We start from the raw sequence: 11993 nt of genomic DNA, 5'->3' as shown, positions 1-11993 counted from the left end.
CGCCTGGCGACTCACTCGACCTGCAACAGAACCTGACGATTTTTTACCTGATCGCCGACCTTGACCTGCACCCGCTTGAGCACGCCGTCGATGCCGGCCTTGAGCGGATGCTCCATTTTCATTGCCTCCAGCACCACCAGCAACTGACCCTTGCTGACGGGGCTGCCTTCGCTGACCAGCACGTCGACGATGGCACCGTCCATCGGCGCTTTCAGTGTGCCGGAGCTGACGCTGCTCTGACTGCTGATCAGCGCATGAGTTCGATCCTCCAGGCGCAGGTTGCCGGGGTGGGTGAACAGCCAGAGTTCTTCGTCATCGATCCGGTAGGCGTGACGCTGGCGCAGGCCGTCGACTTCCAGCGTCACCGAGCGTTCGTTGCACTTAATGACGGTCAGCGACAGTGCGCGCTGCATCACGTTCACGGTGAAGCGGCCAGCGCCGTGCGCAAGCAGTTGCACGGTCCAGTCCTGCTGTTCCAGCCCGAGGCGGTAATCGAGCGGCGCGCCGACATTGTTGCGCCAGCCCTTGAGCGGCGCACGATGCGCCTGCGCGCCAGCCTGATAAAACAGCACGGCGGCGATGGCCAGCTCCTCGGCGGTGGGGGCGTAAGTGTGGAGGCATGGGTGGTCAGTGAAATGCTGCGCGATGAACGCGGTGCTGAATTCACCGCTGATGAACTGCGAATGTTGCAGCAGGCTGACCAGCAAACGCTGGTTGCTCTGAACGCCGAGCAGCACGCTGTCCTGCACCGCGCGTAGCAGCTTGCGCCGTGCCTCTTCGCGAGTGGCGCCGTGGGCGATCAGTTTGCCGAGCATCGGATCATAAAACGGGCTGATCGACTGACCTTCGAGCACGCCATGATCAATCCGCGCCCCCGGACCCAACGCCGGTTCCCAGGCCTGTACACGACCGGTCTGCGGCAGGAAATTCTGCGTCGGATCTTCGGCATACAGACGCACTTCCATGGCGTGACCGTTCAGCGCGACCTGATCCTGAGTCAACGGCAGCGGCTGCCCCTCGGCGACGGCCAGTTGCCAGGCGACCAGATCCTGCCCGGTGATCAACTCGGTCACCGGATGCTCGACCTGCAGACGGGTGTTCATTTCCAGAAAGTAGAACTGCCCACGGGCATCGAGCAGAAACTCGACGGTGCCGGCACCGAGGTAATTCACCGCGCGGCCAGCCTTCAATGCCGCTTCGCCCATGGCCTGGCGCAACTCGCGGGTCATCACCGGGCAGGGCGCTTCCTCGACGACTTTCTGATGGCGGCGCTGTACCGAGCAATCGCGCTCGCCGAGGTAGATCAGGTTGCCGTGATGATCGCCGAACAGTTGCACCTCGACGTGCCGTGGTTCGATCAGCGCCTGTTCGAGGATCAGTTCATCACTGCCGAAACCGTTCAGCGCCTCCGAGCGGGCGGTGCGCAGTTGCGCCGGCAACTCGTCGCTGCTGTGCACCAGGCGCATGCCGCGTCCACCGCCGCCAGCACTGGCCTTGATCATCAGCGGGTAGCCGATTCGCTCGGCTTCACGCAACAGAGTGGCGTCGTCCTGCGCGGCGCCTTGATAACCGGCGATGCAGGGTACGCCGGCGTCGAGCATGGCGATTTTCGACAGGCGCTTGCTGCCCATCAGTTCGATGGCGTCGGCGCTGGGGCCGATAAAGGTCAAGCCGGCCTCAGCGCAGGCGCGGGCGAACCCGGCATTTTCCGAGAGGAAGCCGTAGCCGGGATGGATCGTGTCGGCACCGCTGCGGCGGGCGGCGTCGAGGATCGCCGGGATGTTCAGGTAGGACTGCTGCACCGGTGCGGCGCCGATGTTCACCGCTTGATCGGCCATCTGCACGTGCAGGGCATCAGCGTCGGCATCGCTGAATACGGCGACGGTGCGATAGCCGAGGGCCTGGGCGGTGCGCTGGATGCGGCAGGCGATTTCACCGCGGTTGGCGATCAGGATTTTGTGGATGACGGGCATGGCTGTTCCCTCGGAATTTGCGGTGTCGGTGCTGGCCTCTTCGCGAGCAAGCCCGCTCCCACATTTGGAATGCGTTCCGTCTGTGGGAGCGGGCTTGCTCGCGAAGCTTTTAAGGGGCCCATCGCGGTTTGCGCTTTTGCACGAAAGCCATGGTGCCCTCGATCCCTTCGGCCCCGGTCACCGCTTCGCTAAACCATTGCGCTGCCTCATCCAGCAGTTCATTCGAGGGCTGCCCGGCACTGGCGAGCAGCAATTTTTTGGTCGCCGCATTCGCTTCGGGCGCGCAGCACAAAACATGGTCGAGCACTTCGTCGAGGCGTTCTGCCAGTGCCTGCGGATCCTGCTCGACGAAATGCACCAGCCCCAACCTCCGCGCCTGATGGCCATCGAAACGCGCAGCGGTCAGTGCCACTCGGCGGGTCTCGGTCAGGCCGATGCGCTGCACCACGAACGGAGCGATCTGCGCTGGCAGCAAACCGAGGCTGGTTTCCGGCAGACCGAATTGCGCCTGATGGTCGGCCATCGCGATATCGCTGACACATGCCAGCCCGAAACCACCACCGAGCACTGCGCCCTGTAAAACGGTGATCAGCACTTGTGGTGCATCCTGAGCTTCTTGCAGCAGAGCTCCAAAGGCGCGGTTCAACACGCGGTAAGCGTCGGCCCCTTGGGCACGGGCATTGGCCATGTCCTTGATGTCGCCCCCCGCACAGAAATGCCCACCGGCACCGCTGAGGACCAGAGCGCGAACCCCGCGGTCATCGCGCACCGCCGCCAATACCGCGCGCAGTTCGGCGACCATTTGCAGGCTCATCGCATTGCGGCTGTCCGGGCGATTGAGGGTGATGTGCAGCACGCCGCCGTGCAGTTCCAGCAGCAGAGTCTGACAGTCGGGCAGGGGGCTCATTTCTTTTTCCCCGGCAGGATGCCCATCAGTTTGCAGATGATCCCCAGCATGATTTCATCGGCGCCGCCGCCGATCGATACCAGCCGCACGTCGCGATAGGCGCGGGCCACCGGGTTGTCCCACATGAAGCCCATGCCGCCCCAATATTGCAGGCAGCTGTCGCTGACTTCACGGCCGAGACGCCCGGCCTTGAGCTTGGCCATCGACGCCAGACGCGTGACGTCCTGACCTTTCACATATTGCTCGGTGGCCTGATAGACCAGCGCTCGCAGGCATTCGATTTCGGTCTGCAGTTCGGCGAGGCGGAAGTGGATCACCTGATTGTCGATCAGCGCGTTGCCGAAGGTCTTGCGCTCCTTGCAGTACTCGATGGTACTGTCGACGCAATATTCCAGACCCTTGATCATGTTCGCCGCGCCGAACAGGCGTTCTTCCTGGAACTGCAGCATCTGCATCATGAACCCGGCGCCTTCGTGGCCGATGCGGTTGCGCTGCGGCACACGCACGTTATCGAAAAACACCTGGGCGGTTTCCGAGCTGCGCATGCCGAGCTTGTCCAGGTGCGAGCTGAGGCTGATGCCCGGGGTGTTCATCGGCACCATGATCAGCGACTTGTTGATGTGCGGCTTGTCGTCCGAGGTGTTGGCCAGCAGGCAGATGAAATCGGCGCTCGGCGAGTTGGTGATCCACATCTTGCTGCCGTTGATCACGTAGTCGTCACCGTCCTTGCGCGCGCTGGTCTTGAGTCCGGCGACGTCGGAGCCGGCACCGACTTCCGAGACGCCGATGCAACCGACCTGCTCACCGGTGATCGCGGGGCGGAGGAATTCGTCGCGCAATTCATCGGAGCCAAAGCGGGCCAGCGCCGGGGTGCACATGTCGGTCTGCACGCCGATCGACATCGGAATACCGCCGCAATGAATGGTGCCGAACTCTTCGGCGGCGACAATCGAATAGCTGTAGTCGAGGCCCATGCCGCCGAATTTTTCCGGCTTGGAAATCCCCAGCAGGCCGAGGTCGCCGGCCTTGCGGAAAATCTCGTGGATTGGAAAGCGTCCGGCCTTTTCCCATTCATCGACGTGCGGGTTGATCTCGTGCTCGACGAATTGGCGGACGGTGCGGCGCAGGGCTTCGTGTTCCAGGGTGAAGATCATTTTTATTGTTCTCCTTGGGATCGGTGGCAGTCAGAAGCGGCTGACGCCGAAGCTGTTGGGTTGCAACGTGCGGATGTCGGCTTCGTGGCAGATATCCAGCAGGTAACCGAGCAGGGTGCGCGTATCGCGCGGGTCGATCAGGCCGTCGTCCCACAGGTTGGCGCTGCCGTAGAGCGCGGTGGACTGGCTGTCGAGTTTCTGCGCGGTGACCTGTTCGAGCATGTCGAGCATTTTCGGATCCGGCACCAGGCCTTCCTTGAGCTGTTTGGCCTCGGTGACGATGCGCAACACCTTGCCGGCCTGCGCGCCGCCCATCACCGCGGTGCGGCTGTTGGGCCAGGCGAAGATGAAACGTGGATCGAGACCGCGTCCGCACATCGCATAGTTGCCGGCACCGTAGGAGCCACCGACGACAATCGTCAGTTTAGGCACTCGCGCATTGGCCACCGCTTGAATCAGTTTCGAGCCGTGTTTGATCACGCCTTGCTGCTCGGACTCGGTGCCGACCATGAAACCGGTGGTGTTGTGGAAAAACAGCAGCGGCGTCTGGCTCTGGTCGCACAGCTGAATGAACTGCGCGGCCTTGCTCGCCCCGGCCGGCGTTATCGGGCCGTTGTTGCCGATCAAGCCGCAGGCGCGACCGTGGATTTTCAATTGGCCGCAAATGGTTTGCTGATCGAACTCGCCCTTGAATTCGAGAAACTCCGATTCATCGGCAATCCGCGCAACGATTTCGCGCACGTCGTAGGGCTTCTTCGGGTCGTCGGGAATCAGCCCGAGCAGCTCGTCGATCGGGTACAGCGGCGCCTTGTATTGCGGCTCCGGCAGCCACGGCAGTTGCTCGTTCCACGGCAGCATGCGCAAGATCTCGCGGACCAGGCGCACGCCGTCGGCATCGTTCTCGGCCAGGTACTCGGCGGTGCCGGCGACCTGCGCGTGCATCTCGGCGCCGCCCAGCTCTTCATCGGTGGCGACCTCGCCCGTCGCGGCTTTGAGCAGTGGCGGCCCGGCAAGAAATAGCTTGGCCTTGCCGCGCACCACCACCACGTAATCCGACAGCCCCGGTTGATAGGCGCCACCGGCCGTCGCCGAGCCGTGCACCACGGTAATTTGCGGCAAACCCATGGCCGACATCCGCGCCTGATTGGCAAAACTGCGTGCGCCTTCGACGAATATCTCCGCCGCATAATTGAGGTTGGCGCCGCCGCTCTCTGCCAGAGTGATCACCGGCAGTTTGTTTTCCAGGGCGATCTGTTGCAGCCGCAGGGATTTTTTCAGGCCGGTGGGGGAGATCGTGCCGCCCTTGATCGCGCTGTTGTTGGCCACCACCATTGCGCGTATGCCGGACACGTAACCGATGCCGGCGATCAGGCCGCCACCGGCAGCGCTGCCGTCCTTGTCGTCGTGCAGCTTGTAGCCGGCCAGACTCGCCAGTTCGAGGAACGGCGCACCGGGGTCGAGCAGCAGGTTCAGGCGTTCGCGGGGCAGCAGTTGCCCGCGCTTGTCGAATTTGCCCTTGGCTTCGGCAGCCTTGTTCAGCAGGTTCTGTTCCAGTTGCTGGACTTGCTCGACGGCCGTGAGCATCGCCGCGCAGTTGCGCGCGAAAGCTTCACTGTGCGGATCGAGTTGGGACTGGATCTGCGGCATGGCTTACTCCTTGTCCATGAGCACGTCGGGCAGGTACGCCCGATGGAAACCGTTGAACGACTCGCTGTGGCTTGCCTTGTGCAACGGCCATGCGCGGCTGCCGAGACTGGCCGCACCATCGATTTTCAAGGTGCTGCCGCTGATGAACGCCGCCGCCGGGCTGAGCAGAAAAACGATCGCCGCACTGACCTCCGATTCGGTACCGATGCGTTTGAGTGGCACGTGTTCGCGCAGGGTCGGGATCACCGCTTTGAACGCGCCTTCATAAGTGTCCATGCCGCTGGATGCGATCCAGCCCGGCGCCACCGCGTTGACTCGTACCCCGGCGTACCCCCACTCGAACGCGGCGGTTTTGGTGAAGTTGTCCATCCCCGAGCGCGCCGCGCCGGAATGGCCCATGCCCGGCATGCCGCCCCACATGTCGGCAAGCATGTTGACGATGCTGCCGCCGTGCTTGCTCATCGACTGGTTGAACACTTCCCGGGCCATCAGGAAGCCGCCGACCAGGTTGGTCCGCAACACGGTTTCGAAGCCTTTCTGATTGATCGCGGCCAGTGGTGACGGGTACTGGCCGCCGGCATTGTTGACCAGACCGTGGATCGGCCCGTGTTCGGCGATCAACTCGGTGACCAGTTGTTTCACCGCGTCTTCGTCACGGATGTCGCAGGCCTGCCAATGGGCGCGGCCGCCGTCTTCGCTGATTTCGGCGGCGACCTTTTGCAGCTTCTCCGGTTTGCGCCCGACCAGCAGCACAGTGGCGCCGAGCGCCGCCAGTTCATGCGCGGTGCAACGGCCGATGCCACTGCCGCCACCGGTGACGATGATGGTCTGACCGCTGAACAGATCGGCTTTGAAAATCGATGCGTAAGCCATGAAGCCCAACCTCTAGTCGAGTTGTTCGACGATGCTCTGCGGCACCGGGATCTGGATTTCCAGCAGTTGCTGAGCGAAGGCCTTGCCCTGGGGATCGATGCGCAGACTCGCCACGCCTCCGCCGCCAAGCGCGTTCTCCAGCAGAAAATTCAGGCTGTGGGTGCCGGGCAGGTACCAGCGTTCGACCCGGCCATGGATCGGGTCGAGCACATGGCGCATCCAGTCGACGATCACCGCCGGCGTCAGCGCTTCGGCGATCCATGGCAGGTATTCCGGCCGGCGCGGCAGGACACCGATGTTGCTGTGGTTGCCCTTGTCACCGGAGCGCGCCACGGCCAGTTTCACCAACGGCACACTGGCGTCGGCGCGGCCCTGGGGTTTGGGGGGCTGGTCGGGAGTTGGCAGGTCATGGCTGTCGAGCGGCATTTGCGCGGGCAGGGCGCAGGGATGCTGTTCACCGGCCATGTCGATGTGCAGGGTGCAGGCGGTTTTATCGATCAGGAACGAGAATAGCCGGATCAGCGGGTATACCGTCGGCCGTCCGCCGACGATTCCCGTCAGTCCCGGTGCCATGCCGGTGGCAGCCTGGGCGATTTCCCGGGAGAACAGGATCAGCGCCGGTTTCAGTGGATGGCGCACCGCAAGTTTGATCACCACCTCGCGGCTGTCCCGACGCTGGCCGTGAGGGCCGTATGTGGCTTCGCTGCCGAGCAGTTCAATGTTGACTTCGCTGTAGGGTGGCCAGCCGCGCTGGCTGAACATTTCTGCAGTCTTGTCGATGATTGCCTGACTGACGCGGCGCGCCTTGTCCACCGCATCGATGCCGGCGATCAGGCAACTGGCGGTGCAGCGGAAACCGTCCGGGTAAGTTGCGCTGACCTTGTATTTATCGCTGGGCGGCAGGCCTTTGGCTCCGTGGACGTGCACGGCGTTTTTGCCCTGTTGCTGCAGTTTCACTTGAGTGAAATCGCAGACTACATCCGGCAACAGATAGGCCTGCGGATCACCGATTTCATAGAGCATCTGCTCGCCAACGGTCAGCGGCGTCACCAACCCGCCGGAGCCTTCGGGTTTGCTCACGATGAACTGGCCATCGGCACTGACTTCAACGATGGGAAAACCGATGTGTTCGTAGTCCGGCACGTCGCGCCAGTCGGTGAAATTGCCCCCGGTGCATTGCGCGCCGCATTCGATGATGTGCCCGGCGAGCGCGGCCTGGGCCAGTTTGTCGTAGTCGTGCCACGCCCAGCCGAATTCATGCACCAGCGCCGCACTGACCACCGCGCTGTCGACCACGCGCCCGGTGATGACGATGTCGGCACCCAGGCGCAGGGCTTCGACGATGCCCGGTGCGCCGAGGTAGGCGTTGGTCGATACGCACATCGGCGGCAGCGGCGTGCCGTTGAACATTTCGTGGATGCCTTGGGCGGCAAGTTGCTTGAATTGCGGTTGCAGGTCATCGCCGAGCAGCACGGCGATTTTCAGCTTGACCCCGGCCTTGTCGCAGGCGGCTTGCAGGGCGGCGGCACAGGCTTTTGGATTGATCCCGCCGGCATTGCTGATGACGCGGATTTTCTGTTCAGCCAGTTGCGGCAGCAGCGGCGCGAGCACCTCAACGAAGTCCCCGGCGAATCCGGCCTGCGGATCTTTCATACGGGCGCCGGCCATGATCGACAGGGTGATTTCGGCCAGGTAATCGAACACCAGATAATCCAGCTGCCCGCCGGCCACAAGTTGTGCGGCGGCGGTACTGGTGTCACCCCAGAATGCGCTGGCGCATCCGATCCGAACGGTGGTGGGCATTTTTATCTCCGACTCAGGAACCTGCGACAGAAGTGTCTGGAGGCTACCAAGCAAGCGCTTGGTTTGTAAACCACTGAAATATCTTCTGCCCAAGCGCTTGCTTGGTTGCGGCCCGCGGCTTAAATTGCGCGCAACCCTGCGTGTTCAGGGGGCAACAGACTGATCGACTGTAGGAGAGAACGGGTGGACGAGCAAAAAGCCCTGAGGGTCATGCGCGAACTGGTCGACCAAGGCCAGTTGACCGACCCTGACAGCGCCCGCGGCAAACTGCTGCAAGTGGCGGCTCACCTGTTCCGCAACAAGGGTTATGAACGCACCACCGTGCGCGATCTGGCCGGGGCGGTGGGGATCCAGTCCGGGAGCATTTTTCATCACTTCAAAAGCAAGGATGAAATCCTTCGGGCGGTGATGGAAGAAACCATCCGTTACAACACCGCGTTGATGCGCGCCGCGTTGGCTGAAGCCAGTAACGTGCGCGAGCGGGTGCTGGCGCTGATTCGCTGCGAGTTGCAGTCGATCATGGGCGGCAGCGGCGAAGCCATGGCGGTGCTGGTCTATGAATGGCGTTCGCTGTCCGAAGAAGGTCAGGCCCGGGTGCTGGCCCTGCGTGATGTCTATGAAGACCTCTGGTTGCAGGTCCTGGGCGAAGCCAAGGAGGCGGGGTTTATCCGTGGCGATGTATTCGTTACCCGACGTTTTCTCACTGGCGCGCTGTCCTGGACCACCACCTGGTTCCGTGCCGGCGGCAGCTTGAGCCTCGATCAGTTGGCCGATGAAGCGCTGATTCTGGTGCTCGAAGAGCGTTAACCCACGTTCCAACAGGTCAGGAAACTGGCTAACTGGGCGAAACCGCCTAGCTTGAATGCATTGATCGGTATTTTTTCGGGGAGTGGGGTGTTTTGAAGTCTTCGCCAATTCGGACGGCCACGGGGCTGGTACTCGTCGCGCTGACGGCATTTTCAGGGCTGCCTGCGCAGGCGGCGCAACTGGTTCGAGTGGGCGCCGCGCACTTTCCGCCTTACACCATCCGCCCGGAAAACGGTGCCGACACCGGTCTGCTGCCGGAATTGGTCGAAGCGCTGAATGCGTTGCAGACGGAGTATCAGTTTGTCCTGGTACCGACCTCGATTCCCCGGCGCTTCGGCGACTTGAAGGAAGGTCGCACCGACATGGCGATTTTCGAAAACCCGGAGTGGGGCTGGAAGGACATTCCACACACCACGGTCGATATGGGCTTGGAAGATGCCGAGATTTTCGTCGCGCAACGCGAGGAGGGTCGGCAGCAGGATTACTTCTCGGATCTCAAGGGCAAGCGGCTGGCGCTTTACAGCGGTTATCACTACGAGTTCGCCAATTTCAACGCCGACCCCAAATTTCTCGCGGATACGTTCAAGGCCACGTTGACCTATTCCCATGACAGCAACCTGTTGATGGTGCTGCGCGGGCGCGCCGACATTGCCTTGGTCACGCGCTCTTACCTGTTCGACTACCTGAAACGCAACGAAAAGGTGGCCGACAAGTTGCTGGTGTCGCAGCGCATCGATCAGGTTTATCACCACTACTCCATTTTGCGCCCGGCCGCGCCGATCACCGGTGAGGCGTTTGGCAAATTGTTGCAGGAGCTGCGGGACAACGGACAGATGCTGAAGATTTTCGAGCCATACAAGATCGCTCTGGTACCGGTACCGCAACACTGATTTCACCCCGCCGGCTAAATTTTCCCGTGCGGCTCACGTCCCATCGTTGAACTGTCGACGATTATCGTGAGCCCGACCCATGTCCAATCTGAATGACCTGACTGCCCTGGCCTTGCCTTCGGGCAGTGAACTGGTAGCCGATGCTACTGAAAGCCGTCTGAGCCTGAGCCTGGACGGGCAACCGCTGGTTCGCTTGCGTCTGAATCGTGACGGCACCGGCCCGATTCAGCTCGATGAGCGTTTTGCCCTGCCCCCCGGCCTGGCGTTGTGGGCGGCCTGTTACTGGTTGTTCGCCCGTGAGCCGGAGCGTCAGCAATTGCTCTGGCAACTGGACCAGCCGCCCACCGAAGCCTTGCTCAGCGGCTTGCTGGTCAGCACCGAAGTGGCCGGCGAATACCGTTGCGAGCGCACCCTGTTCTGGCAATTGCCGCAGCCATGGCTCGGTACATCGCTGAGCGGCAGCTACCCACAACAAATGGTGATCAGCCAGGGCAAGCGCCATCCGCTGCGTCCGGTCAAGCCGCGCGGCGAAGTCTATCGACGTTTCGATGCACGCCTCGGGGCGTGGATCTCCCTGCGCACGCTGGAGATCGAGCAGGATCTGGCGCGTTTCAATCGCTGGCAGAACAGTCCGCGTGTCGCCAGTTTCTGGCAGGAGGAGGGCAGTCTTGAGCAGCATCGCGAATACCTGAGCAAGCTAGACGCCGATCCGCACACGCTGACGTTGATCGGCTGTTTCGACGATCAACCGTTTGCCTATTTCGAGGCCTACTGGGCCAAGGAAGACCGTATCGCGCCGTTCTATGATGTCGACAATTACGACCGTGGCATTCACATGCTGGTGGGGGAAGAGAATCACCGTGGCCCGCACAAGGTCGCGAGCTGGTTGTCGGCGCTGGTGCACTATCTGTTTCTGGATGATCCGCGTACCCAGCGCGTGGTCGCCGAACCGCGTGCCGACAACGCGAAGATGATCGGCCACATGCAGAATCAGTGCTTCCACTGCGAGAAGGAATTCGACTTTCCGCACAAGCGTGCGGCGTTGATGATTCTGGGGCGTGAGCGGTTTTTTGATCGGTGCAAGCTGGCCTGAGGTTCAGGCCTCAAAGATCTACGTGATCTTGAGGCCGCATTCGCGAGCAGGCTCGCTCCCACACAGGTTCTGCATACACAGGACAAATGTGGGAGCGAGCCTGCTCGCGAATGGGGTTACCACGATTTCGCTGATTAACGACGACCCATCGAAGCCGCATCCCCGCGACTGCCCGACACCTTGCGGCAGTGCACCAGCGCATCGCGAATCATGAAATTGACCAGGGTTGGCGAGACGCCGAGTTCCTTGGCGATGTCCTTTTGCGGCACGCCGTGCAGACGGTACATCTCGAAGGCGTAGCGGGTGCGGCTGGGCAGTTCGGTCAGCGCGTCGGCGATGTGTTCCAGCGTCGAGAAGTTGATATGCGAGGTTTCCGGCGAAGCGCCCTGAATGACCACATTCAACCCTTCCTCTTCCGGGCCTGAGTACTTCTGTTCCAGCGCCTGTTTGCGGTAGTGATCGATGGCGAGGTTGCGCACGATCTGGAACAGATAACTCAATTGCGCCTTGATCGACGACGTGATCGGCGGGGCCGACTGCAAGCGGAAGAACGCATCCTGCACCACATCTTCGGCGCGTGAACGGCAGCCGGTAATGCGCGCTGCAATCTTCACCAGAATCAGTCGATTGTCGACGAAGGCCTGAAGTAGCGGTGAATCGCACCTGCTTGTGGATACTTGTTCCGTCATGGAAATCACCTTGCTGCCAATAGGTTAGTGGGACGCCTGGGGGACGGGGCCGTCCTACACATCGAGCGACAAATTATGTTGAATGATAATGATTGTCAATTGAGAAAGAGAACTAATGCTCCGTAAAGGTGCGAATCGAGAACTGCGACACACCGCC

The 11993-nt window shown here is 61.8% G+C and carries 10 protein-coding genes; 3 read left to right on the top strand and 7 right to left on the bottom strand.

Translation table 11 applies throughout. From position 1 onward, the window contains the following. Positions 1 to 11 precede the first annotated feature (11 nt). The 6 genes from V3W27_RS09570 to V3W27_RS09545 form a co-directional block, all read right to left on the bottom strand. On the bottom strand, positions 12 to 1973 hold the full coding sequence (locus V3W27_RS09570; protein ID WP_330206470.1) for an acetyl/propionyl/methylcrotonyl-CoA carboxylase subunit alpha: 1962 nt from the start codon (positions 1971 to 1973) through the stop codon (positions 12 to 14). Positions 1974 to 2082: 109 nt separating this feature from the next. Further along, positions 2083 to 2880 carry an enoyl-CoA hydratase/isomerase family protein gene (locus V3W27_RS09565; RefSeq protein WP_330206469.1) on the bottom strand — a complete coding sequence of 266 codons (798 nt, stop codon included), beginning with the start codon at positions 2878 to 2880 and terminating at the stop codon, positions 2083 to 2085. Beyond that, positions 2877 to 4034 carry a citronellyl-CoA dehydrogenase gene (atuD, locus tag V3W27_RS09560; RefSeq protein ID WP_096794981.1) on the bottom strand — a complete coding sequence of 386 codons (1158 nt, stop codon included), beginning with the start codon at positions 4032 to 4034 and terminating at the stop codon, positions 2877 to 2879. The genes V3W27_RS09565 and atuD overlap by 4 nt, the downstream gene beginning before the upstream one ends. Before the next feature lie 30 nt (positions 4035 to 4064). Then, complete coding sequence (gene atuC, locus V3W27_RS09555; protein WP_330206468.1) at positions 4065 to 5681, bottom strand: geranyl-CoA carboxylase subunit beta; 1617 nt, start codon at positions 5679 to 5681, stop codon at positions 4065 to 4067. Positions 5682 to 5684: 3 nt separating this feature from the next. Further along, a complete protein-coding gene (locus tag V3W27_RS09550) occupies positions 5685 to 6554 on the bottom strand; it encodes an SDR family oxidoreductase (RefSeq protein WP_330206467.1) in 870 nt (289 codons plus the stop codon). A gap of 12 nt (positions 6555 to 6566) precedes the next feature. Then, entirely contained in the window at positions 6567 to 8357 is a 1791-nt protein-coding gene (locus V3W27_RS09545) for an acyclic terpene utilization AtuA family protein (protein WP_330206466.1), read from the bottom strand. 183 nt (positions 8358 to 8540) lie between these two features. Here V3W27_RS09545 and V3W27_RS09540 point away from each other — a divergent pair, with 183 nt between their 5' ends. The 3 genes from V3W27_RS09540 to V3W27_RS09530 all read left to right on the top strand — a co-directional run bounded on the left by V3W27_RS09540 (position 8541) and on the right by V3W27_RS09530 (position 11147). After that, on the top strand, positions 8541 to 9164 hold the full coding sequence (locus V3W27_RS09540) for a TetR/AcrR family transcriptional regulator (RefSeq protein WP_330206465.1): 624 nt from the start codon (positions 8541 to 8543) through the stop codon (positions 9162 to 9164). Positions 9165 to 9256: 92 nt separating this feature from the next. Continuing rightward, positions 9257 to 10054, top strand: a complete 798-nt coding sequence (locus tag V3W27_RS09535) for a substrate-binding periplasmic protein (RefSeq protein ID WP_027613404.1) — start codon at positions 9257 to 9259, stop codon at positions 10052 to 10054. A gap of 79 nt (positions 10055 to 10133) precedes the next feature. Beyond that, a complete protein-coding gene (locus V3W27_RS09530) occupies positions 10134 to 11147 on the top strand; it encodes a GNAT family N-acetyltransferase (RefSeq protein ID WP_285373366.1) in 1014 nt (337 codons plus the stop codon). Between the two features lie 134 nt (positions 11148 to 11281). On the opposite strand, the gene V3W27_RS09525 is transcribed toward V3W27_RS09530, so the two are convergent. Beyond that, positions 11282 to 11836: an RNA polymerase factor sigma-70 gene (locus tag V3W27_RS09525; protein WP_027613402.1), complete on the bottom strand. Its 555-nt coding sequence runs from the start codon at positions 11834 to 11836 to the stop codon at positions 11282 to 11284. Between the last annotated feature and the right edge of the window lie 157 nt (positions 11837 to 11993).

It is taken from the genome of Pseudomonas sp. AM14(2022), from assembly GCF_036346455.1.
Lineage (GTDB): Bacteria > Pseudomonadota > Gammaproteobacteria > Pseudomonadales > Pseudomonadaceae > Aquipseudomonas > Aquipseudomonas putida_A.
Note: the sequence above shows the minus strand (reverse complement) of the source record. Positions and strands in the feature narration are given on the sequence as shown.

Excerpts from the sequence above, each read along its gene's own strand:
- V3W27_RS09530 (WP_285373366.1), top strand. The coding sequence starts at position 10,134 with ATGTCCAATCTGAATGACCTGACTGCCCTGGCCTTGCCTTCGGGCAGT.
- atuC (WP_330206468.1), bottom strand. The coding sequence starts at position 5,681 with ATGCCGCAGATCCAGTCCCAACTCGATCCGCACAGTGAAGCTTTCGCG.
- V3W27_RS09545 (WP_330206466.1), bottom strand. The coding sequence starts at position 8,357 with ATGCCCACCACCGTTCGGATCGGATGCGCCAGCGCATTCTGGGGTGAC.
- V3W27_RS09550 (WP_330206467.1), bottom strand. The coding sequence starts at position 6,554 with ATGGCTTACGCATCGATTTTCAAAGCCGATCTGTTCAGCGGTCAGACC.
- V3W27_RS09570 (WP_330206470.1), bottom strand. The coding sequence starts at position 1,973 with ATGCCCGTCATCCACAAAATCCTGATCGCCAACCGCGGTGAAATCGCC.
- atuD (WP_096794981.1), bottom strand. The coding sequence starts at position 4,034 with ATGATCTTCACCCTGGAACACGAAGCCCTGCGCCGCACCGTCCGCCAA.
- V3W27_RS09525 (WP_027613402.1), bottom strand. The coding sequence starts at position 11,836 with ATGACGGAACAAGTATCCACAAGCAGGTGCGATTCACCGCTACTTCAG.
- V3W27_RS09565 (WP_330206469.1), bottom strand. The coding sequence starts at position 2,880 with ATGAGCCCCCTGCCCGACTGTCAGACTCTGCTGCTGGAACTGCACGGC.